We start from the raw sequence: 20,035 nt of genomic DNA on the forward strand, positions 1-20,035 counted from the left end.
TTGCCTGGAAAGGAGAGGATTTGCGTCCGCGATATCTGGAGCGACGGCGTGTTCTGTACGATCCTTTGAGTGGTCGAAGCTCCCAAGGGGCGTCTGATCCACCCCTTCAGCCGCTGAACAGGAAACTGCGAAAGCGGGTTTGTGCCTCGGGTGCGATAAGGTCGGCGCGTGCGCCGGTCTCGTCGGTGGCCTCGGAATAGAATGCCAGATCTCGCACCAGCTCTGCCATTGCCGGTGCGCGCTTCGTTTCCTCCAGAAACGGTGCATGGGTCGACAAGTAAAAGGCCGGACGATGGGCGCGCAGCCAGTCTGTCAGTGTAGGCACGACGCCGAATTCGGCCCCCTCTACATCCATCTTGACCAAGGAGACGCCCGACAGGTCGACCGTCTGTGCAAACTGGCCCCAGCCGATGGTCAAAGCCTCTGTGCCATGCGCCCCCGAAGCCAGCAGTGAGGTCATCGAATCCCCAGCCTCGCCCCCGAACGAGGCCATGCGCGCCAGCCCGAACCCGTCCGACAGCGCCACGCCAAATGCCGAGACATTGCGGATGTCGTTCAGCTCCAGGTTCCACAAGAGATGGCGCAGCGCCACCGGATCGGGTTCGAAACACCAGACATGGCGCGCCCGGCGCGCGGCATAAAGGACGGTCGGCCCGATCCAGGCGCCGATATCGACATAGTCGCGATCAGGCGACAGGTATTGGTCTAAAACGGTAAATGTCTCGGGCTCCCATCCGCCCGCCGTGGCCTTGCGCCAGAATTTGGAATGATAGGGATCAAGCCGGAAGGGCTCGCCATTCAGCGCGCCCACATAATAGCCGCGCGCCCGATAGGCCATCTTGCGCAATCCGGTGAACATGTGCCCAATACCCCGCTTTTGCCGTCTCGGCCCTTGACCTCTGCCCGCCCGGGAAGCATGTAACCTTGGGACCGCAACAGAAATTTCAACAGGGGGCCAAGATGGCTTTTGAACTTCCCGACCTTCCTTATGCACATGATGCGCTGGCTTCCAAGGGCATGAGCGCCGAGACGCTGGAATATCACCACGACTTGCACCACAAGGCCTATGTCGACAACGGCAACAAGCTGATCGCCGGGACCGAGTGGGAATCGAAGTCGATGGAAGAGATCATCACCGGCACCTACAACAAGACCGCCGTGGCGCAGAACGGCATCTTCAACAACATCAGCCAGCTGTGGAACCACAACCAATTCTGGGAAATGATGGGCCCGGGCGAGAGCACGATGCCGGGCGAACTGGAAAAGGCGCTGGTCGAGAGCTTTGGGTCGGTCGACGAGTTCAAGTCGCAGTTTTCCGCCGCAGGTGCTGGTCAGTTCGGTTCGGGCTGGTGCTGGCTGGTCAAGAATGCCGACGGTTCGCTAGCGGTGACCAAGACCGAGAACGGCGTCAACCCGCTCTGCTTTGGTCAGACCGCGCTGCTGGGCTGTGATGTGTGGGAGCATTCCTATTACATTGATTTCCGCAACAAGCGCCCTGCGTACCTGTCGAACTTCCTCGACAATCTGGTGAACTGGGAAAACGTCGCCTCGCGCATGTAACCTTGCGCAAGGTTTGACTGTTCAGGCCCGGTCCCCGTTCGGGGACCGGGTTGTTACATGTAGCGCAGACGTGATGACCTGCATTGCGACATCGGGGCGCTGCCCCGCCTACAAAATTCGTCGAATTTTGTAGGCCCCCCGGAGTATTTTGAGCGAAACGAAGGATCAGGTTCCGCAGAACGTGGCGGGGACGATCTCGCTTGTCGTTGGCGGGCGGGTCAGGTCGAAATGATCGGGCTGATCCTCGTAAGGGCGGGCAAGTACCGTGTTGAGCCGCTGGAAGAGGGTATAGTCGCCTTCGACCGCCGCCGCGATCATCTGTTCGATACGGTGATTGCGCGGGATGAAGGCGGGATTGATGCTGCGCATCACCGCCTCGGGGGCGGCCTCTTGCGTGATGCGCTGTCGCCAATCCGCGGCCCAGCTGTCATAGGCGACGGGATCGGTGAAATGATCGCGTGCTCGATCGCTGCCAAGAGTGCGGAACGTGTTGGTGAAATCGGCCTGTTCGCGTGCCATGCGGGTGAGCAGATCGGTCACAAGCGGTTTGTCCGTTTCCCTTGGGGCGGAAATGCCGATCTTGGCGGCAAAGACGCGTAACCACTCGCGCTCCAGCAGGGCGGGCATGGCATGCACGATCTCAGTGGCTTCTTCGACGGCGGCCTCTTTGTCCTCGGCCTGCTGGATCAGTGCGGTCGCCAGCTGTGCCAGGTTCCAGACCGCGATATCGGGTTGGTTGGAATAGGCATAGCGCCCGTAGCGGTCGATCGAGGAATAGACCGTGTCGGGGTGATAGGTATCCATAAAGGCGCAGGGACCATAGTCGATGGTCTCGCCCGCGATCGAGCTGTTGTCGGTATTCATCACCCCGTGGATGAAGCCCACCCCCATCCAGGCCGCGATCAGCCGCGCCTGGGCATCGCGTACCGCCGCAAGCAGACCCATAGGCCCTTGGGTCTCTGGGTAGTGGCGGGCGATGGCGTAATCCGTCAGCCGTTTCAGATACGCAATCTCGCCGCGTGCGGCAAAGACCTGGAACGTGCCCACCCGCAAATGGCTCTGCGCCACCCGTGTCAGCACCGCGCCGGGCAGGGCGCTCTCGCGCCGCACCGTCTCGCCGGTTTCGACCGCCGCCAGCGCGCGGGTGGTGGGGATGCCAAACGCGGCCATAGCCTCGCTCACCACATATTCGCGCAGCACCGGGCCAAGCCAGGCCCGTCCGTCGCCGCCCCGTGAATAAGGCGTGCGGCCCGCGCCTTTGAGCTGGATGTCGCGGCGGATACCGTCGCTGCCCAGCACCTCGCCCAACAGGATCGCGCGCCCGTCGCCCAGTTGCGGGTTGTAATTGCCGAACTGGTGCCCGGAATACAGCTGGGCCAGCGGCTCGGCGCCTTGCGGAACGGCGTTACCGGCAAAGACCTGCGCCATCTCCTCGACCTCGCCGGGGGCGATGCCCAGAAGGCGGGCCAGATCGGTGTTGAAGGCAACGAGGCGTGGCGCGCGCACCGGCTGGGGGGCCTGCGCGGTATAGAAACCACCCGGCAGGCGGGCATAGCTGTTGTCGAAGGGGATCGCGATTGTCATGGGGCCAAGATATGCTGGACGGAACAAAAGACCAGCCCCAAGCGAGGACCCCATGACCGCAGATATGCGCGCCGAAGACATCATCCGCCGACTGGAGCTGGAACCGCACCCCGAGGGTGGCTGGTACCGGCAGACCTGGATTGCACAGAATCCGGGCCGTGCCAGTGGCACCTGCATCTATTTCCTGCTGAAATCGGGCGAGCGCAGCCATTGGCATCGAGTCGATGCCACCGAGATCTGGCTTTGGCATGCCGGTGCGCCGCTGGTCCTGTCGATGAGTGAGTCCGATACCGGCCCCGCCAGCGATCACATGCTGACGCCCGATCTGAACGCGGGCGCGCCGCAGCTGATCGTGCCGTCGGGCTGGTGGCAGGCGGCGCGAAGCACGGGTGAATATACGTTGGTCAGCTGCACCGTCTCGCCAGGCTTCCGGTTCGAAGGCTTTGAACTGGCGCTGCCGGGGTTTGACATTCCACGCGCCTGAGGGAGGCGGTGCCGCCGGATGGGCGGCACCCTGCGCGATCAGGCCGCCTTTCGCGCGGTGCGGCCACGGCCGCCGCGCCGGTTGCGCCGGGCACCGCCGCCGCCGGGCTTGCCGGGTTTGCCGCCGGGGCCCTTGCGGGCCGCCGGTTTGGCCGGATCCTCGATCGGTTGCCAGGGGCGACCCGAGGCGATCGGGATCGACGCCTTCATCACCTTTTGGATGGCGGCCAGTTCCTCCATCTCGTCAGGCGCGCAAAAGGCCACCGCCGCGCCGTCCTTGCCCGCCCGCGCGGTGCGGCCGATCCGGTGCACATAGGCATCGGGCACATTGGGAAGTTCATAGTTGTAGACATGTTTCACGTCGGGGATGTCCAGACCGCGCGCGGCCACGTCGGTGGCCACCAGCACCCGCACATCCGCCGATTTGAAAGCGGCGATAGCGCGGTCGCGCTGGCCCTGGCTCTTGTTGCCATGCACGGCGGCGGTGGCGAACCCGGCTTTTTCCAACGTCTTCGACAGTTTCTCGCAGCCCCATTTGGTACGGCCGAACACGATGGCGCGCTCGTCGCGATGGGTATCGAGCAATTCGATCAGCAAGTCGGTCTTGGCCGCCTTGGCGATGAAATGCACCACCTGTGTCACCTTGTCGGCGGCCTTGCCCGGGGGCGAGACCTCGATCCGTCGCGGGCTGTTGAGATAGCTCTGCGCGATCTCGTTCATCAGCTTGGGCATGGTGGCCGAGAACAGCATGGTCTGGCGCTCTTTCGGCAGAACCGCCGCGATCTTGCGCAGCGCGTGGATGAAGCCGAGGTCGAGCATCTGGTCGGCCTCGTCCAGCACCAGGAAGGAACAGCTGCCCAGATCGACGGCGCGGCGCTCCATCAGGTCCATCAGGCGGCCCGGGGTGGCGACGAGGATATCCACGCCGCGTTCCAGCCGCTTGATCTGCGGGTTGATGGACACGCCGCCCACCACGATCGCCACCTTGAGTGGCGTATCCTCGGTCAGCGCCTTCAGCGTCTCGGCGATCTGTTGCGCCAGTTCGCGGGTCGGGGCCAGCACCAGCCCGCGCACGGTGCCGCGCGCCGGTTTGCGGCCAACCCGGCCCAGCAGGGTGACCAGCGGCACGCCAAAGGCGGCGGTCTTGCCGGTGCCGGTCTGGGCCAGGCCCATCACGTCATGGCCGTTCAGCGCCTCGGGGATGGCACGGGCCTGAATCGGGGTCGGTTCGGTGATGCCCATTGCGGTCAGCCGGCTCACCAGGGCGTCATCGAGCCCCATCATGTCAAAATCGCTCACAAAAATCCTTTCGCACCGCACCCCAAATGGCACGGCGTCACGAGCGGGTCCGCGGAGCCTCGGATCCGGCAGCCTCATGCCCCGGACCGGTCCAGCGGTTTGCCCCATGCGTGAATGTGGGAACGGTTGCGCCTGTCCTGTTGCGGCCCTTCCTTTGAGGGCCGGGCGGGTTTGCCCCGCACGTCTTATCTTGTCTGCTCACGCGGCAGAGGACGTTGGCGTTAGCGCCCATGTGGCGGTTCACGCGGCAAAAGTCAACCGCCCTGCGCCAATCGCGGCTGGCCCTGTGACGCAACAACATGTAAACGGGATTCCCGAATGCCGAGACAGGATGCCCCCATGTCCCAACCGATCATCGCCCGTTGCGAGGCCAAGGGCCTGCGCATGACCGGCCAACGCCGGGTCATCGCCCGCGTGCTGGAAGACAGCGACGATCACCCCGATGTCGAGGAGCTCTATGCCCGCGCCTCGGCTCTGGATGCGGCGATCTCGATCGCCACGGTCTATCGGACGGTGAAACTGTTCGAGGAGGCGGGCATACTCGACCGGCTGGAATTCGGCGACGGGCGGGCGCGCTACGAGGACGCCGAGCGCGACCATCACGACCACCTGATCGACATGAATTCCGGCGCGGTGATCGAGTTCTGCGATCCCGAGATCGAGGCCCTTCAGGAACGGATCGCCGAAAAGCTGGGCTATCGTCTCAAGGGGCACAAGCTGGAGCTATATGGCGTGCCGATCCGCAAGGGCTAGGCATTTCGACGACGGTGGAGGGGGGCGCTGCCCCCAGCCTACAAAATTCGCCGAATTTTGTAGGCCCCCCGGAGTATTTTGGGCGAAATGAAGGGACGTCAGTCTGCGGGTTTGGCCCGGACCTGACGCATGGCGCCGCCGGTGCCGGTCACCCGCAGGTTTTCGCCATTGTCCAGCAGTTCGACATCGGCCTTGGCGAGCTTGCCTGCCCAGCCATGTTTGCTGCGCTCCAGTGCCGTGGTCTCAGGCGCGTTGCTCAGCCGGTCCCAGACCAGCTCGGTGCAATCTCCATTGACCGCGAAATTGCCGTAGATGCCGTGTTCCCTGAATTCAAAGGTGCCGCTTGCCCAGGGGCAAGCTTCGGCGGTTGTGGCGGTCACGAGGCAGAGCGCGGCATAGGAAAGAAGTCGGGTCATATCAAATCCAATCCATTGGGGGCCATCACGTGCCGTTAGCATAGCGCGGATTGGTTCATCGACATAGGGGAAGGCGCGGCGTGGGTGACCCCGTCATCACCGGGGGCGATGGGGCAGTCCACGTCTTTTGATGACGGGGGCCGCGATTGCGCTTGCCGTGGCCGCGCGCATGCGCTTTGGCTGAAAGTGGACCCGGCCCCTTGCGGCCAGCGAGAGACCTTGACCTATGAACAACGTAAACGGCATCCTGCTGGTTGTCGCCGCGATGGCGGCTTTTTCGATCGAGGACATGTTCATCAAGAAACTGTCCGTCACGGTGCCGATCGGTCAGATCCTGCTGGTGCTGGGCGTGTTCTGCGGCGCCACCTTCCTGATCATGGCAGCGGCAACGCGCAAGCGGGTGTTCAGTCGCGCCGCCTGGTCGCCCCTGCTGCTGATCCGTGCCGCGACCGAGGCGGTAAGCGCGCTCACCTTTGCCACGGCTCTGTCACTGGTCGACCTGTCCACCGTTGCGGCCGTGTTCCAGGCGATGCCGCTGGTGGTGACGATGGGGGCGGCGCTGTTTCTGGGTGAACAGGTGGGCTGGCGCCGCTGGAGCGCCATCACGGTTGGCTTTGTCGGAGTCCTGATGATCATCCGCCCCGGCATGGCCGGGTTCCAGCCTGCGCAGCTTCTTGTCGTGGCCTCGGTCATCAGCGTGGCGGCGCGCGATCTGATCACCCGGCGGATCGACGCGCATGTAGCCTCGGCGGTGGTGTCGTTCCAGGCCTATCTGGCGTTGATCCTTGGCGGGGGCGGGATACTGTTGGTCTCAGGGACTGCGCTGGTTCCGGTCGAGCCGGGTCATTGGGGCCCCTATGCGGGCGCGATCCTGTTCGGGGTTCTGGGCTATTACGGCATCGTCACCGCGATGCGGGTGGGCGAGGCCTCGGTCGTGACGCCGTTCCGCTATACGCGGCTGTTGTTCTCGCTGCTTGCCGGGGTGCTGGTGTTTGGCGAGCGGCCTGATTGGCCCACTCTGGCGGGCGGCGCGCTGATCATCGGCTCGGGGCTTTACACCTTTCTGCGCGAACGGCGCCTGGCGCGGGAACTGGCCTTTGCAGCGGGGTGAGCGGTCGCGGTGGATTGTTGGCGCAAACAGCAATTTGTTAGCCCTAACTGCGCGTTTTCGCGCGTGTTAGCGATAGCAGGTGAGGTTTACTTTCGCCCTGCGGCTGTTATGAGAGCGGCAATCCAATTGCAGAGTCGGGGACCGATTTCATGAGCACCATCATCGACATTCACGCGCGCGAGATTCTGGACAGCCGGGGCAATCCGACCGTCGAGGTCGACGTGGTTCTGGAAGACGGCACCATGGGCCGCGCCGCGGTGCCCTCGGGCGCGTCGACCGGCGCCTATGAGGCGGTGGAACGCCGCGATGGCGACAAGAGCCGTTACCTGGGCAAGGGCGTGCTGGAGGCGGTGGCTGCCGTCAATGGCGAAATCGCCGAGGAACTGGTGGGGTTTGACGCGACCGAGCAGGTTGCCATCGACGCCGCGATGATCGAACTGGACGGGACCGAGAACAAGGGACGGTTGGGCGCCAACGCCATCCTGGGCGTGTCGCTGGCCGTGGCCAAGGCGGCGGCGGATTTCACCACCCAGCCGCTCTATCGCTATGTAGGGGGCACTTCGGCGCGGGTGCTGCCGGTGCCGATGATGAATATCATCAATGGCGGCGAACATGCCGACAACCCGATCGACATCCAGGAATTCATGATCATGCCGGTGGCGGCGGAAAACATCCGCGACGCCGTGCGCATGGGCGCCGAGGTGTTCCACACGCTGAAGAAAGAGCTGTCGGCGGCGGGTCTGGCGACCGGTGTGGGCGACGAGGGCGGGTTTGCGCCGAACCTGTCGAGCACTCGGGACGCGCTGGATTTCATCCTGAAGGCCATCGAGAAAGCAGGCTACAAGCCGGGTGACGATATTCACCTCGCGCTGGACTGCGCGGCCACCGAATACTTCAAGGATGGCAATTATGTCTTTGCTGGCGAAGGGAAAACCCTCTCGAGCGAAGAGAATGTCGACTATCTGGCGGCCCTGGTCGCCGACTATCCGATCATCTCGATCGAGGATGGCATGGCCGAGGATGACTGGGCAGGCTGGAAGGCGCTGACCGACCGTCTGGGCGGCAAGGTACAACTGGTGGGCGACGACCTCTTCGTGACCAACCCGGCGCGTCTGGCCGAGGGGATCGCCAAGGGCTGCGCCAACTCGATGCTGGTGAAGGTGAACCAGATCGGATCATTGACCGAGACGCTGCGGGCCGTCGATATGGCGCACCGCGCACGCTATACCAACGTGATGAGCCACCGGTCGGGCGAGACCGAGGATGCCACTATCGCCGATCTGGCTGTGGCGACCAATTGCGGTCAGATCAAGACCGGCTCGCTGGCGCGTTCGGACCGGTTGGCCAAGTACAACCAGCTGATCCGGATCGAGGAAGCCTTGGGCGAGGTCGCCGAATACGCCGGTCGTTCCATCCTGCGAGGCTGAGACGGCGCGGCCAGAAAATCGCAGATTTTCTGAGGACATTTTTTCGCGAAAAAATGGGTGGGGGCGCTGCCCCCGCCGCCCTTTGGGCGGCTCCCCCGGAGTATTTCGACCAGAAAGAAACCCGTTTTGAGAGTGCTTGCCAATGAGCACCTTGCCGGGCGCGGCCATCTGTCTAGATGCCTTCGGCAATGATCAGATCGGTTTCGGCCGCCTCTTCGCGGACCAGACGCGCGGCCGTATAGGCATCGGACTCATAGAAGGCACGGGCCTGTTCGAGGCTGTCGAATTCGACGATGATGCAGGTTCCGGTGGCCGCGCCCTCGCGGTGGTCGATGTTCGGGTTGCGAACAAGAACCCGGCCGCCGAAGTCCTTGATCGCCGGGGCCGACATGGATTTGAAACGCTCGAATGTTTCGGGATCGTGGACGCGAATATGGGCGACGATATAGGCTTTGGGCATTGAAATCCTCCATGTGCTATGCGCCGATGCTAGCATGAAATGTGGCAGGTGACGGAAGCGGTATGGTAGATGCCCTGATTTTCGACGTGTTCGGAACCTGCGTGGACTGGCGCGGATCGGTGGCGCGCGCGGTTGCGGCGGACCTTCCGGATATCGACGCGGAGGCCTTTGCGACAGCCTGGCGCGCCGAATACGACCCGGCGATGGCGCGGGTGCGCGATGGCGCGCGGGGCTATGTTGCGCTGGACGATCTGCATCTGGAGAATCTGGACCGGGTGGCACATGCCTTTGCGGTCGAGGTTCCGGACCGGTTGCGCCTGAATGCGGCCTGGGAGCGGCTTGACCCCTGGCCCGATGTGGTGGCCGGGCTGGAGCGGCTCAAGAGAGAGGTGATCATCGCGCCGTGCTCGAACGGGTCGATTGCCCTGATGACCCGGCTGGCACGCCACGCCGACCTGCCTTGGGATTGCATTCTGGGGGCGGATATCGCGCGAGGATACAAGCCGCAGCCGGAGGTCTACCTGGCCGCCTGCGCTGCGCTGCGCCTGCCGCCGGAGGCTGTGATGATGGTCGCCGCGCATAACGACGATCTGGCTGCGGCGCGGCGGGTGGGGCTGCGGACCGGTTTCGTGCCACGCCCGCGCGAGCATGGGCCGGGACAGGTGCGGGATCTGCGCCCGGAAAGTGATTGGGATCTGGTGGCGCGGGATTTCCTTGACCTTGCAGAACAGGTTGCGCGAAGCCGGAAACGCTGACCGGCGGTGTATCGGGTCGCGTCTTTGCCACGGCTGGCGCCCGGGTTGTGCGCTTAAAGGCGCTTGCTCATCAGCATTTCGTCCGGGCGGGGGGCGAAACGGGCACGGGCGAAGAGCCGCTGGACAGCTTCGTTTCGGCGGTCGACTTCGAGATGGAGGGCCCTCATTCCGGCGGCGGCCAGCGCCTTGGGCAGCTGGCCGAGCACTTCGCTGGCGATACCGCGGCCGCGCACGGCCGGGCGCAGCCAAATCTCTTCGATGAACCCGTCGAGCCCGCCGAATTCGACCGACCAGCCGAAGGTGACGATGACATAGCCGAGCGGCGCGCGGGCGGGGCCGATCAGGTAGACGCAACCATGCGGAATGCCCTCAAGTAACGGCTGCAGGGCGTCGCGGCGGGCCTCCTCAGACCCATGCAGACCCTGTTCGGCGTGAAAGGCGCCGACCATGGCGGTCAGCCGGTCGAGATCCTCGGCACGGGCGAGGTGCAGGGCGGCGCTCATAGGCGCGCCAGACGGTCGGTCAGCAGCGTGAAGAAGCCGTCGGCGTCTATGTCGCCGATGAAAAGCGCGTTGGGGGCGCGGTCGGTGACCCGCCACCAGTCGGCGACGGTCATGCCGAGGGTCAGGTCCGAGGTGGTCTCGACCGTGACATTGACGTGGCGACCGCTGAAAAGATCGGGGTTGAGAAGATAGGCGGTGACGCAAGGGTCGTGCAGCGGCGCGCCCTCGGACCCGTATTTCTCCTTGTCGAAGCGCTCGAAGAAATCGGTCATCTGGGCCACGGCGATGCCGGCGGGAGTGTCGAGCGCGCGGAAGGCGTCGTTGCGCGCCTTGGTGACCAGCGCCTTGTGGGTGACATCAAGCGGCATGGCCACGATGGGTGCGCCGGATTTGAACACGATATCAGCAGCTTCGGGGTCGACATAGATGTTGAATTCGGCCGCGGGGGTGATGTTGCCCACCTCGAAATAGGCGCCGCCCATCAGCACGATTTCCTGCACGCGGGTGACGATGTCGGGGGCACGGGTCAAGGCAGTGGCGATATTGGTGAGCGGACCCAGCGGGCAGAGCGTCACCGTGCCCGGCGCATGGGCGCGCAGGGTGTCGATGATGAAATCGACGGCATGGGCGTCTTGCAGCGGCATGGTTGGCTCAGGCAGGTCGGGGCCATCAAGCCCGGTCTTGCCATGTACGTGCTCGGCGGTGACCAGCTTGCGCGCGATGGGCGCGTCGCACCCGGCATGGACGGGCACATCGGGTCGCCCCGCCAGTTCGCAGACGATGCGGGCGTTTTTCGCGGTCAGGGGCAGCGGCACGTTGCCCGCCACGGCGGTGATGCCCAGCACCTCGATCTCGTCGGGGCTGGCCAATGCCAGCAGGATGGCAACCGCGTCGTCCTGGCCGGGGTCGGTGTCAATGATGATCTTGCGGGGGGGCATGGGCGTCTCCGGTCGTGTCGGGGTCAGTGGTGACAGGTGCGCAAGCGTCTGTCCAGAGGCAGGCAGGGGGCGCTGCCCCCGCGCCTGACGGCGCTCCCCCGGAGTACTTGCGGCGGAATGAAGGGTCAGGGGCGGGCTTTTTCCTCGGTCTTGACCCGGTTCCAGAGCGCGTCCATCTCGTCCAGCGTGCTGTCCTCGGGGGTCTTGCCCTGTGTCGCCAGCCGTGCCTCGATCTGGGCGAAACGGCGGGTGAACTTGGCATTGGTGCGGCGCAAGGCGGCCTCTGGCTCGACGCCGAGGTGACGGCCGAGGTTGACGAGGACAAACAGGAGGTCGCCGAACTCGTCCTCGATGGCATCCGCATCGAGACTGTCGCGCGCCTCGACCAGTTCGCGGGTCTCTTCGGCGATCTTGTCGAGCACCGGACCCACATCGCCCCAGTCGAATCCCACACGGGCGGCGCGTTTTTGCAGCTTGAAGGCGCGCAGCAGGGCGGGCAGGCCGAGTGCCACGCCGTCGAGCGCGCCTTGCTGCGCCTTCTCTGCCCGCTCAGTGGCCTTGATCGTCTCCCAGTCGCGGGTCTGTTGTTCGGCGGACTTGTCGCGGGTCTCGTCTCCGAACACATGCGGGTGGCGGGTGACCATCTTGTCGGACATGGTGCGCACCACGTCCTGAAAGGTGAAATGCCCGGCCTCGGCCGCCATCTGGGCGTGAAACACCGACTGGAACAGAAGGTCGCCCAACTCGCCCTTCAACTCGTCCCAGGCGCCGCGCTCGATGGCGTCGGCGACTTCATAGGCCTCTTCGATCGTATAGGGGGCGACAGTGGCGAAATCCTGTTCGATATCCCAAGGACAGCCGGTTTCGGGATCGCGCAGGCGGCGCATGATCTCCAGCAGGCGCTCGATTCCGGCCGATTGGTCGTGGATCAGCGTGTCATCGGGCATTGCGGCGCTCCTCGTTCCAGTGTCAGATGCATCCATCCCGCAGCAAGGCCCCGGAGTCCACCCCCATGCCCGTCATCAACCGTATCGCCGAATTTGCCGCCGACATGACTGCCTGGCGCCAGCATCTGCACACCATCCCCGAACTGGAATTCGACTGCCATCAGACGGCGGCCTTCGTGGCCGAGCGGTTGCGCGAATTCGGTGTCGACGAGATGCACGAGGGTATCGCCAGTACCGGCATCGTGGCGATCATCAACGGGCAGGGCGATGGGCCGACCATCGGGTTGCGGGCAGACATGGACGCGCTGCCGATCTCTGAGGAGACCGGGGCCGACTATGCCTCGACCCATCCGGGCAAGATGCATGCTTGTGGCCATGACGGGCACACGACCATGCTGCTGGGCGCGGCGCGCTATCTGTCCGAGACGCGGAACTTCAGCGGTCGGGTGGCGCTGATCTTCCAGCCCGCCGAGGAAGAGGGCGGTGGCGCCGATATCATGGTGCGCGAGGGTATCCTCGACCGGTTCGACATTGCCCAGGTCTATGCGCTGCACAATGCGCCGGGTCATGCCGAAGGGTCGTTCTATACCACGCCGGGGCCACTGATGGCGGCGGTGGATACGTTCGAAATCCATATCCAGGGGCGGGGTGGCCATGGCGCCATGCCGCATGAGACCATCGACCCGGTGATGGCGGCCTGTGGTATCGCACAGGCGATCCAGACCATCGTCAGCCGCAATCACTATGCGCTGGACGACCTGGTGGTTTCGGTCACCCAGATCCATGCGGGCACCGTCAACAACGTGATCCCCGATACCGCCTATCTGAACGGCACTGTGCGCACCTTTGACCCGGCGGTGCAGAAAATGGTGATGCGCCGGATGAAGGAGATCGTGGCGGGGCAGGCGGCCTCTTACGGGGTGACCGCAGAGCTGGACTATGTGGTGGGCTATCCCGCCACCGTCAACGACGCCGCCAAGACCGAGTTTGCCGCCGAGGTGGCGCGCGAGGTGTCGGGCGCGGCCAATGTGGTGGGTGATGGCGGGCGCGAGATGGGGGCCGAGGATTTCAGCTATATGCTGGAAAAGCGGCCGGGCGCCTATCTGTTCATCGGTCAGGGCGACAGCGCCGGGCTGCACCACCCGAAATACAATTTCAACGACGAGATCGCGCCGGTGGGGGCGTCCTTCTTTGCACGGATCGTAGAGAAGGCACAGCCGGTGGCTTGACGTTCACGCGCGTCGCCAACCCGCCGGGAACCCAAGGAGGAGCAAGCAGAAGTGGCTCTAGAAGATGCGAAATCAGCGGTGGACGAGGCGTTCACCGTACCGGAACTCAAAGGGTTGTCCTTTGAAAATACGTTCGGGGGGGCGGTCTCCTTCCTGCGACGGCTGTATACCAAGGACCTGCGCGGCGTCGATGTCGCGGTGACCGGCGTGCCGTTCGACCAGGCGGTGACCAACCGGCCCGGAACACGCCTTGGCCCGCGGGCCATCCGCGAGGCCAGCACGCTGCAATCCATGGACGAACCCTATGGCTGGCCGTTCAAGGCGCTGAGCGATCTGGCCATCGTGGATTATGGCGACCTGGCCTTTGATTATGCCGATGTGCCAAGCTTTCCGGGCCTCTTGACCGAGCATATCCGCACCATTCTGGCGGCGGATGTGCCCTCGGTCGTGCTGGGGGGCGATCACTATATCAGCTTCCCGATCCTCAAGGCCTATGCCGAGAAATACGGGCCGATGTCGTTGGTGCAGTTCGATGCCCACACAGACACCTGGCCCGATGACAACATGGACCGCGTCGACCACGGCACCATGTTCTACAAGGCGGTCAAGATGGGGTTGGTGGACCCCGCGCGCTCGGTCCAGATCGGGATTCGCACCACCAACGAAGACACGTTGGGCGTCAACATCATCGACCCGCGCGAGGTCGAGGAGAGCGGCCCGGCGGCGGTGGCGAAAAAGGTCAGACAGATCGTGGGCGACAATCCGGTCTATCTGACATTCGACATCGATGCGCTGGACCCGGCTTTTGCGCCCGGCACCGGCACCCCGGTCTGGGGCGGGCTGACCTCGCTTCAGGCGTCGATCATGTTGCGCGACCTGGGTGGGATCAACATCAAGGGCGGGGATGTGGTCGAGGTCTCTCCGCCCTTTGACACCACCGGGGCCACCGCGATTGCAGGGGCGCATGTGGCGACCCAGATCATCTGCCTGCTTGGGTGGAACAAGCTCTGTGGGGCGGCCGCGGGCTGAAACACGGTCGGTCCGCCCCTGCGACCTGTTTGCGGGGGCGGGTCAGGCGCTCTCAGTCAGGTCCTGAGCCAGCATCAGCGCGTTGCCGTCCGGGTCATAGAAGGTGGCGGTGCTCACCATGCCCTCGATCGTCTCGGTCGGGCCGTCAAAACGGATGCCCGCCGCCTCCATTGCGGTTCGGGCCGTGTCGATATCGGCCACGCCGAAGACTGGCACCGTGTTGCCCGGCGCCGGTTCCGCCTGTTCGCCCAGGCCCAGGGTCACGCCCGGTGTCAGGGTGCGCATCTCGCTCCACCCCGCCTCGTCGATGTGGTGGATCAGCTCGAACCCCAATATCTCGCGATACCATTCGGCGCTGGCGTGGCGGTCCCGGACCGACAGCGCCAGCGTGATCGTGCTGTCCAAAGTGACGAGGGGCATGGGGTTTATCCTTTGAATGAAATATAGTAACTATACTTTATGGACATAAACCTGCTTGTCAAGCTGACCGCACGGGCCTGGTCGCTGCCGATCCTCGCGAACCTGCATCAGGGCGTAGCGGGACGGCAGGCGCCGCTGCTGGCGGCGACCGGCGCGGGGCGCACCGCCTTTGCGGCAAGCCTTGCGCATCTGTTGCAGCTTGGGTTGCTGGAGCGGAACCCCGGTCATGGCCATCCGCTGCGGCCCGAGTTTCGGCTGACCGCATCCGGGCAGGAGGCCGCCGCGCTGGCGGCCCGGCTGCTTGGCACCGTGCCCGGCGCGGCCGAGGGCGCCTTGTTGCGGCGCAGCTGGACGGTGCCGATTCTGGCGCTGACCGGCCAGCCCAGGCGGTTTTCGGCGATCCGCTCCGACCTGTCCCCGATCACGGACCGGGCGCTGTCGGTGTCGCTGAAACAGCTGGAGGATCACGAATGGCTGCGGCGTGATCTGGACCTGTCGCAGCGGGTGCCGTTCCCGGTCTATCGCGCGGCAAATCTCGGGGCCGAGCTCAACCGTGCCATCGGCCTTGAGGGCGCATAGCGGGCCGGGCACCGCCCTGTTTCAGCAATTGTCAGTTGTGCGGAAATCTGGGAAAGCTTGCACCTGGAGAGCAGGAGGGCGCGCATGAGCGAGTACAACCAGCCCATCGGCGGCAACGATCTGGCCCGGTTCTCGGGGCCCAACACCTTCATGCGGCTGCCGCAGGCGCAGGCGCTGGATGGGCTGGACGTGGCCATTCTGGGCATTCCGATGGATATCGGCACCTCGTGGCGTTCGGGCACGCGGTTCGGGCCGAAACAGATCCGCGCCGAAAGCGCGATGATCCGGCCCTATAACATGGCGACCGGGACGGCGCCCTTTGACAGCTTACAGATTGCCGATATCGGCGATCTGGCGATCAACACGTTTTCACTGGCCGACAGTTTGCGCATCATCAAGGAAAGTTACGACGCGATCCTGACCCATGACGTGATCCCGGTGGCGATGGGCGGAGATCACTCGATCACCCTGCCGATCCTGCGGGCGATTGCGGCCAGACATGGCCCGGTGGCGCTGGTGCATGTGGATGCCCATGCGGATGTGAACGACGAGATGTTCGGCGAGCGGGAAACCCACGGCACCGTGTTCCGCCGCGCTTATGAAGAGGGACTGATCCAACCCGACAAGACCTATCAGATCGGCATTCGCGGCTCGGGCTATGCTGCCACCGACTTTACCGAGGCGCAGGGCTGGGGGTTTCAGCACTTCCCGGCGTGGGAGTTGTGGCACCGCAGCCTGAAGCCGCTGGGTGACGAGATCCGCCGCGATATCGGCGACCGGCCGGTCTATGTCACCTATGATATCGACAGTCTGGACCCCGCTTATGCGCCCGGTACCGGAACGCCCGAGATTGGCGGGCTGACCACGCCGCAGGCGCTGGAACTGATCCAGGCACTCAGGGGGCTGAAGATCGTCGGCTGCGATCTGGTCGAGGTCTCTCCGCCCTATGATCCGTCGGGTAATACCGCGTTGACGGCGGCCAACCTGCTTTATGAACTGCTCTGCGTGCTGCCCGGCGTGCGGGCGCGCTGAGCGGTGCGGATGCTGATCTGGTTCCTGATCGCGCTGGTGGTGCTGGGTCTGGCCTGGATCCGGCTGGCCCCTTCGGACCCGGCGCGCTGGCACCGTGCACCGCAGGTCACCGCGGACCGCGACATGCGGGGCGGCGTCCTGCGCCGGGTCGAAACGGGGGCGGACGGTCTGGCCCGGTTCGACGCCATCGCGCGCACGGCCCCGCGCACGCGGGTGCTGGCCGGTTCGGTGACCGAGGGCATGGTGACCTATGTCACCCGCACCCGTGTCTTTGGCTTTCCCGATTACACCACCGCCAGGCAACAGGGGGACCTGTTGCTGATCCATGCGCGCAACCGGTTCGGACGCTCAGATCTTGGGGTAAACCGCGCGCGTGTCGAGCAATGGCTGGCGGCTTTGCGGTAAAAGGCGCGAAGACAGGCAGCCGGGTTGCACCTCGCGCCACATCGGCACGTTCAGCGACATCTGGCATTGCGCCATGAACATGCGCCCGTCGACCATTAGGCAGATGGTCTCACCCAGCTCGATCCGCGCGCCGGAGCTGTCGGTGCAATAACAGTCGATGGTCTTGCCGCCGGGGCCGACGACATCGGCCAGCGCGGGGGGCGCGATGAGCAGGATCAGGGTGAGAATCCGTGTCATGCCCCTAAGCTAGCACAGCCCAGCCCCTTGACCAAAGCCCCCGGATATCGGACACCGCCGCAATGATCCCAGAAGAACGCCTCGACCAGATAACCCAGCGCTTCCAGTATCTGGAGGCGGCCATGGCCGATGGCGCCTCGGGCGGCGATATCGCGCGTCTGGCCAAGGAATATTCCGACCTGCGCCCGGTGGTCGAGCAGATTGCCGCCTGGCGACAGCTCTGCGCCGATATGGCCGACGCCCAAGAGATGCTGTCGGACCCCGACATGAAAGCGCTCGCCGAAGAAGAGTTGCCGGTTCTGAAAGCGCGCCTGCCCGAGGCCGAACGCGCGCTGCAACTGGCGCTGTTGCCCAAGGACGAGGCCGACGCGCGGCCCGCGATGCTGGAAATCCGGCCCGGAACAGGCGGTGACGAGGCGGCTTTGTTCGCGGGCGACCTGCTGCGCATGTATCAACGCTATGCCGAGGCGCGCGGCTGGAAGCTGGAACTGATCGAACTGCAAGAGACCGAGCTGGGCGGCATCAAGGAAGTGGTGGCGCGGGTCAGCGGCGAGAATGTCTTTGCCCGGCTGAAATACGAGAGTGGCGTGCACCGGGTGCAACGCGTGCCCGAGACCGAAAGCGGTGGGCGCATCCATACCTCGGCCGCGACGGTGGCGGTGCTGCCCGAGGCGCAGGATGTGGATATCCAGATCGACCCGGGCGACATCCGCATCGACACGATGCGCTCCTCGGGCGCGGGCGGGCAGCACGTGAATACAACCGATTCCGCCGTCCGCATCACCCATCTGCCCAGCGGCATCGTGGTCACCAGTTCCGAGAAATCGCAGCACCGCAACCGCGAGATCGCCATGCAGGTGCTCAAGACCCGGCTTTACGATCTGGAACGCCAGCGGCTGGACAGCGAACGCTCGGCCAGCCGCTCGGCGCAGGTGGGGACGGGGGACCGGTCGGAACGCATCCGCACCTATAATTTCCCCCAGGGCCGCATGACCGACCATCGCATCAACCTGACGCTCTACAAGCTTGACGCGGTGATGCAGGGTGATCTGGACGAGGTGATCGACGCGCTGATCGCCGACGGGCAGGCGCGCATGTTGGCCGAGATGGGGCAATGAGCGGCCAGACCGCCGCCAAGGCGATGGTTGCCGCCACCGCCCGGCTGCGCGCCGCCGGTGTGCCCGATCCGGCCCGCGATGCGCGGCTGCTGCTGGCCCATGCCGCCCGGATCGAGGCCAGCCGCGTGACCCTGATCGCGCCCGAGGACCTCGCCCCCGAAATCGCCGAGCGCTATGACCAGCTGATCTCGCTGCGCGCGGTACGGGTGCCGGTCTCGCACCTGGTGGGCGAGCGCGATTTCTACGGCCGCCGGTTCAAGGTCTCGGGCGAGGTCCTGGACCCGCGCCCCGAGACCGAGACCCTGATCGAGGCGGCGCTGAGTGCCCCGTTCGACCGGGTTCTGGACTTGGGTGTGGGGTCGGGCGCGATCCTGGTCACCCTTCTGGGAGAACGTCCCAGCGCCACCGGACTGGGCGTCGATCTGAGCGAGGCCGCCTGTCTGCAGGCCAGCGCCAATGCGGTGCTGCACCGGGTTGGCGCGCGCGCCGATATCCGCCGGTCGGACTGGTTCGAGGCGGTCGAGGGCCGGTTCGATCTGATCGTGTCCAACCCGCCCTATATCGCGCTGAGCGAGATGGATGCGCTGGCCCCCGAGGTGCGCGAGCACGAGCCGGAACTGGCGTTGACCGATGGTGGAGACGGGTTGGGCGCCTATCGCCATATCGCCGCGGGTGCGCCCGATTACCTGTTGCCCGGCGGCCGGCTGCTGGTCGAGATCGGCCCGACCCAGGCGCGGGCGGTCTCGGACCTCTTTCAGGCTGCGGGTCTTTCGGGGCTGAGGGTGATTCCGGATCTGGATGGGCGTGACCGGGTGGTGGCCGCGCATCTGCCACGATGATCCGCAGGGATGCGGCGTAAATGTGCCAGTTTGCCTCAAATTCCCGATATTTTTACTCATAACCCCTTGTCTGCCGGGCCGGGACGTGCTTACTCAAGGGCGTCGCGGCACTTGATGCCCCTCTTGGCGCATCCCCGACAGCAAGCCCAAAAAGTCGATGTCCGGCAACACCAACCGCAAGCGGCGTCGAACGGGTTCATCGGCAAAGACCAACAAGGCTGACGTTAAACATATGAGATCGTCCAAATCCCGTTCGCGGTCGAAGAACAACCGCAACCGGCCCTCTGGCGGCAATGTCGTCAATCGCGTATTCGACAGCTCGGGCCCCGAGGGCAAGGTGCGTGGCACCCCGCAGCAGATCATCGAGAAATACAATCAGTTGGCGCGCGATGCGCAGCTGGCCAATGACCGGGTGGCTGCCGAGAACTTTCAGCAGCATGCCGAGCATTACCTGCGTCTGCTGAGCGAGGCACAGCGCGAGATCGACGCCCGCCGCGAAGAGCAGGAACGCCAGAACCGCGAACGGCAGGCGGAACGCGACCGTGAGCGCGCCGAACGTCAGGAGCGCGACAACGCGCCCGCCGTGGCGGTGGCCGATCCGTCCAGTGCTCCGCAGCCCGATGTATTCGACCTTGGTTCAGACGAAAGCTCTGATGATGTCAGCGGCCTGGTCGAAACCCCGGAAAGCAAGGGCGAAGGTCGCAAGCGCCGCGCCCCGCGGTCGGAAGAGGCCGCGGCCGCGTCCGATGAGGGCGCGGATCAACCCAAGAAGAAAGCACCGCGCCGCCCGCGTAGCCGCAAACCCGCCGCAGGCGAGGGCGATGCGCCCGATCCACAACCGGGTGGCCCCGCCGAGGCCGCCGAATAGGAACTGGGGCCTGTTCGCCGAAACTTTGAAACGTCGTCTCTCG

The 20,035-nt window shown here is 64.8% G+C and carries 24 protein-coding genes; 14 read left to right on the plus strand and 10 right to left on the minus strand.

The window, feature by feature from the left end:
- Positions 1-106: 106 nt before the first annotated feature.
- Positions 107-859, minus strand: a complete 753-nt coding sequence (locus tag MB818_RS00510; RefSeq protein WP_238903464.1) for an FkbM family methyltransferase — start codon at positions 857-859, stop codon at positions 107-109.
- A 101-nt stretch (positions 860-960) separates the two neighbouring features.
- On the opposite strand from MB818_RS00510, the gene MB818_RS00515 reads away from it, so the two are divergent.
- Positions 961-1,560 carry a superoxide dismutase gene (locus MB818_RS00515; protein WP_234136391.1) on the plus strand — a complete coding sequence of 200 codons (600 nt, stop codon included), beginning with the start codon at positions 961-963 and terminating at the stop codon, positions 1,558-1,560.
- Between the two features lie 165 nt (positions 1,561-1,725).
- On the opposite strand, the gene MB818_RS00520 is transcribed toward MB818_RS00515, so the two are convergent.
- Positions 1,726-3,144: a protein adenylyltransferase SelO gene (locus MB818_RS00520; protein ID WP_234215890.1), complete on the minus strand. Its 1,419-nt coding sequence runs from the start codon at positions 3,142-3,144 to the stop codon at positions 1,726-1,728.
- 64 nt (positions 3,145-3,208) lie between these two features.
- Here MB818_RS00520 and MB818_RS00525 point away from each other — a divergent pair, with 64 nt between their 5' ends.
- The gene (locus MB818_RS00525; RefSeq protein WP_234215982.1) at positions 3,209-3,628 is read left to right on the plus strand and encodes a cupin domain-containing protein; all 420 of its coding nucleotides are present in this window, start codon (positions 3,209-3,211) and stop codon (positions 3,626-3,628) included.
- 38 nt (positions 3,629-3,666) lie between these two features.
- On the opposite strand, the gene MB818_RS00530 is transcribed toward MB818_RS00525, so the two are convergent.
- Positions 3,667-4,926, minus strand: a complete 1,260-nt coding sequence (locus MB818_RS00530) for a DEAD/DEAH box helicase (protein WP_234175964.1) — start codon at positions 4,924-4,926, stop codon at positions 3,667-3,669.
- A gap of 339 nt (positions 4,927-5,265) precedes the next feature.
- Between MB818_RS00530 and MB818_RS00535 the strand changes: the two genes are divergently transcribed.
- Positions 5,266-5,679, plus strand: coding sequence for a Fur family transcriptional regulator (locus MB818_RS00535; protein ID WP_234136394.1), 414 nt, complete (start codon positions 5,266-5,268; stop codon positions 5,677-5,679).
- A gap of 98 nt (positions 5,680-5,777) precedes the next feature.
- Here the strand turns inward: MB818_RS00535 and MB818_RS00540 are convergent, their stop codons facing one another.
- Positions 5,778-6,095: a hypothetical protein gene (locus MB818_RS00540; RefSeq protein ID WP_234166300.1), complete on the minus strand. Its 318-nt coding sequence runs from the start codon at positions 6,093-6,095 to the stop codon at positions 5,778-5,780.
- 226 nt (positions 6,096-6,321) lie between these two features.
- Between MB818_RS00540 and MB818_RS00545 the strand changes: the two genes are divergently transcribed.
- Positions 6,322-7,206 (plus strand): DMT family transporter, encoded by an 885-nt coding sequence (locus MB818_RS00545; protein WP_234162404.1) that lies wholly within the window; start codon positions 6,322-6,324, stop codon positions 7,204-7,206.
- 149 nt (positions 7,207-7,355) lie between these two features.
- Positions 7,356-8,633, plus strand: a complete 1,278-nt coding sequence (gene eno, locus MB818_RS00550) for a phosphopyruvate hydratase (RefSeq protein WP_234136397.1) — start codon at positions 7,356-7,358, stop codon at positions 8,631-8,633.
- Positions 8,634-8,805: 172 nt separating this feature from the next.
- Here the strand turns inward: eno and MB818_RS00555 are convergent, their stop codons facing one another.
- Positions 8,806-9,093, minus strand: a complete 288-nt coding sequence (locus MB818_RS00555) for a DUF1330 domain-containing protein (protein ID WP_234136398.1) — start codon at positions 9,091-9,093, stop codon at positions 8,806-8,808.
- Positions 9,094-9,155: 62 nt separating this feature from the next.
- Here MB818_RS00555 and MB818_RS00560 point away from each other — a divergent pair, with 62 nt between their 5' ends.
- Positions 9,156-9,848, plus strand: a complete 693-nt coding sequence (locus MB818_RS00560) for a haloacid dehalogenase type II (protein WP_234136399.1) — start codon at positions 9,156-9,158, stop codon at positions 9,846-9,848.
- A 53-nt stretch (positions 9,849-9,901) separates the two neighbouring features.
- Here MB818_RS00560 and MB818_RS00565 read toward each other — a convergent pair whose 3' ends face one another.
- The 3 genes from MB818_RS00565 to mazG form a co-directional block, all read right to left on the minus strand.
- Entirely contained in the window at positions 9,902-10,351 is a 450-nt protein-coding gene (locus MB818_RS00565) for a GNAT family N-acetyltransferase (protein ID WP_238903467.1), read from the minus strand.
- Positions 10,348-11,289: a nucleoside hydrolase gene (locus MB818_RS00570; RefSeq protein WP_238903469.1), complete on the minus strand. Its 942-nt coding sequence runs from the start codon at positions 11,287-11,289 to the stop codon at positions 10,348-10,350. The genes MB818_RS00565 and MB818_RS00570 overlap by 4 nt, the downstream gene beginning before the upstream one ends.
- Positions 11,290-11,414: 125 nt before the next feature.
- The gene (gene mazG, locus MB818_RS00575; protein WP_238903471.1) at positions 11,415-12,236 is read right to left on the minus strand and encodes a nucleoside triphosphate pyrophosphohydrolase; all 822 of its coding nucleotides are present in this window, start codon (positions 12,234-12,236) and stop codon (positions 11,415-11,417) included.
- Between the two features lie 65 nt (positions 12,237-12,301).
- Here mazG and MB818_RS00580 point away from each other — a divergent pair, with 65 nt between their 5' ends.
- Both MB818_RS00580 and speB (MB818_RS00585) read left to right on the plus strand, forming a co-directional pair.
- On the plus strand, positions 12,302-13,465 hold the full coding sequence (locus tag MB818_RS00580) for a M20 aminoacylase family protein (RefSeq protein ID WP_238903473.1): 1,164 nt from the start codon (positions 12,302-12,304) through the stop codon (positions 13,463-13,465).
- A gap of 51 nt (positions 13,466-13,516) precedes the next feature.
- Positions 13,517-14,494: an agmatinase gene (gene speB, locus MB818_RS00585; protein WP_238903480.1), complete on the plus strand. Its 978-nt coding sequence runs from the start codon at positions 13,517-13,519 to the stop codon at positions 14,492-14,494.
- A 42-nt stretch (positions 14,495-14,536) separates the two neighbouring features.
- Here the strand turns inward: speB (MB818_RS00585) and MB818_RS00590 are convergent, their stop codons facing one another.
- Positions 14,537-14,914, minus strand: coding sequence for a VOC family protein (locus tag MB818_RS00590; RefSeq protein WP_238903482.1), 378 nt, complete (start codon positions 14,912-14,914; stop codon positions 14,537-14,539).
- 39 nt (positions 14,915-14,953) lie between these two features.
- On the opposite strand from MB818_RS00590, the gene MB818_RS00595 reads away from it, so the two are divergent.
- The 3 genes from MB818_RS00595 (at position 14,954) to MB818_RS00605 (ending at position 16,930) form a co-directional block, all read left to right on the plus strand.
- Positions 14,954-15,493: a winged helix-turn-helix transcriptional regulator gene (locus MB818_RS00595; protein ID WP_234144999.1), complete on the plus strand. Its 540-nt coding sequence runs from the start codon at positions 14,954-14,956 to the stop codon at positions 15,491-15,493.
- A gap of 84 nt (positions 15,494-15,577) precedes the next feature.
- Complete coding sequence (speB, locus tag MB818_RS00600; RefSeq protein WP_238903484.1) at positions 15,578-16,525, plus strand: agmatinase; 948 nt, start codon at positions 15,578-15,580, stop codon at positions 16,523-16,525.
- Between the two features lie 9 nt (positions 16,526-16,534).
- On the plus strand, positions 16,535-16,930 hold the full coding sequence (locus tag MB818_RS00605; RefSeq protein ID WP_234162409.1) for a DUF1499 domain-containing protein: 396 nt from the start codon (positions 16,535-16,537) through the stop codon (positions 16,928-16,930).
- Here MB818_RS00605 and MB818_RS00610 read toward each other — a convergent pair.
- Positions 16,874-17,167: a hypothetical protein gene (locus tag MB818_RS00610; protein ID WP_234136409.1), complete on the minus strand. Its 294-nt coding sequence runs from the start codon at positions 17,165-17,167 to the stop codon at positions 16,874-16,876. The genes MB818_RS00605 and MB818_RS00610 overlap by 57 nt on opposite strands.
- Positions 17,168-17,229: 62 nt before the next feature.
- Between MB818_RS00610 and prfA the strand changes: the two genes are divergently transcribed.
- From prfA to MB818_RS00625, 3 genes are all read left to right on the plus strand, one after another.
- The gene (prfA, locus tag MB818_RS00615; RefSeq protein ID WP_234136410.1) at positions 17,230-18,285 is read left to right on the plus strand and encodes a peptide chain release factor 1; all 1,056 of its coding nucleotides are present in this window, start codon (positions 17,230-17,232) and stop codon (positions 18,283-18,285) included.
- A complete protein-coding gene (prmC, locus tag MB818_RS00620) occupies positions 18,282-19,124 on the plus strand; it encodes a peptide chain release factor N(5)-glutamine methyltransferase (protein WP_234175952.1) in 843 nt (280 codons plus the stop codon). The genes prfA and prmC overlap by 4 nt, the downstream gene beginning before the upstream one ends.
- Positions 19,125-19,356: 232 nt before the next feature.
- The gene (locus tag MB818_RS00625; protein WP_238903486.1) at positions 19,357-19,992 is read left to right on the plus strand and encodes a DUF4167 domain-containing protein; all 636 of its coding nucleotides are present in this window, start codon (positions 19,357-19,359) and stop codon (positions 19,990-19,992) included.
- Positions 19,993-20,035: the final 43 nt, after the last annotated feature.

The organism is Ruegeria alba (assembly GCF_022321465.1).
In the GTDB taxonomy this organism is placed as follows: Bacteria; Pseudomonadota; Alphaproteobacteria; order Rhodobacterales; family Rhodobacteraceae; genus Ruegeria_B; species Ruegeria_B alba.

Excerpts from the sequence above, each read along its gene's own strand:
- MB818_RS00565 (WP_238903467.1), bottom strand. The coding sequence starts at position 10,351 with ATGAGCGCCGCCCTGCACCTCGCCCGTGCCGAGGATCTCGACCGGCTG.
- MB818_RS00535 (WP_234136394.1), top strand. The coding sequence starts at position 5,266 with ATGTCCCAACCGATCATCGCCCGTTGCGAGGCCAAGGGCCTGCGCATG.
- MB818_RS00510 (WP_238903464.1), bottom strand. The coding sequence starts at position 859 with ATGTTCACCGGATTGCGCAAGATGGCCTATCGGGCGCGCGGCTATTAT.
- MB818_RS00525 (WP_234215982.1), top strand. The coding sequence starts at position 3,209 with ATGCGCGCCGAAGACATCATCCGCCGACTGGAGCTGGAACCGCACCCC.
- MB818_RS00605 (WP_234162409.1), top strand. The coding sequence starts at position 16,535 with ATGCTGATCTGGTTCCTGATCGCGCTGGTGGTGCTGGGTCTGGCCTGG.
- MB818_RS00590 (WP_238903482.1), bottom strand. The coding sequence starts at position 14,914 with ATGCCCCTCGTCACTTTGGACAGCACGATCACGCTGGCGCTGTCGGTC.
- prmC (WP_234175952.1), top strand. The coding sequence starts at position 18,282 with ATGAGCGGCCAGACCGCCGCCAAGGCGATGGTTGCCGCCACCGCCCGG.
- MB818_RS00560 (WP_234136399.1), top strand. The coding sequence starts at position 9,156 with ATGGTAGATGCCCTGATTTTCGACGTGTTCGGAACCTGCGTGGACTGG.
- MB818_RS00515 (WP_234136391.1), top strand. The coding sequence starts at position 961 with ATGGCTTTTGAACTTCCCGACCTTCCTTATGCACATGATGCGCTGGCT.
- MB818_RS00625 (WP_238903486.1), top strand. The coding sequence starts at position 19,357 with ATGAGATCGTCCAAATCCCGTTCGCGGTCGAAGAACAACCGCAACCGG.
- prfA (WP_234136410.1), top strand. The coding sequence starts at position 17,230 with ATGATCCCAGAAGAACGCCTCGACCAGATAACCCAGCGCTTCCAGTAT.
- eno (WP_234136397.1), top strand. The coding sequence starts at position 7,356 with ATGAGCACCATCATCGACATTCACGCGCGCGAGATTCTGGACAGCCGG.
- MB818_RS00580 (WP_238903473.1), top strand. The coding sequence starts at position 12,302 with ATGCCCGTCATCAACCGTATCGCCGAATTTGCCGCCGACATGACTGCC.
- MB818_RS00610 (WP_234136409.1), bottom strand. The coding sequence starts at position 17,167 with ATGACACGGATTCTCACCCTGATCCTGCTCATCGCGCCCCCCGCGCTG.
- MB818_RS00545 (WP_234162404.1), top strand. The coding sequence starts at position 6,322 with ATGAACAACGTAAACGGCATCCTGCTGGTTGTCGCCGCGATGGCGGCT.
- MB818_RS00555 (WP_234136398.1), bottom strand. The coding sequence starts at position 9,093 with ATGCCCAAAGCCTATATCGTCGCCCATATTCGCGTCCACGATCCCGAA.
- MB818_RS00520 (WP_234215890.1), bottom strand. The coding sequence starts at position 3,144 with ATGACAATCGCGATCCCCTTCGACAACAGCTATGCCCGCCTGCCGGGT.
- speB (WP_238903484.1), top strand. The coding sequence starts at position 15,578 with ATGAGCGAGTACAACCAGCCCATCGGCGGCAACGATCTGGCCCGGTTC.
- MB818_RS00595 (WP_234144999.1), top strand. The coding sequence starts at position 14,954 with ATGGACATAAACCTGCTTGTCAAGCTGACCGCACGGGCCTGGTCGCTG.
- mazG (WP_238903471.1), bottom strand. The coding sequence starts at position 12,236 with ATGCCCGATGACACGCTGATCCACGACCAATCGGCCGGAATCGAGCGC.
- MB818_RS00570 (WP_238903469.1), bottom strand. The coding sequence starts at position 11,289 with ATGCCCCCCCGCAAGATCATCATTGACACCGACCCCGGCCAGGACGAC.
- MB818_RS00540 (WP_234166300.1), bottom strand. The coding sequence starts at position 6,095 with ATGACCCGACTTCTTTCCTATGCCGCGCTCTGCCTCGTGACCGCCACA.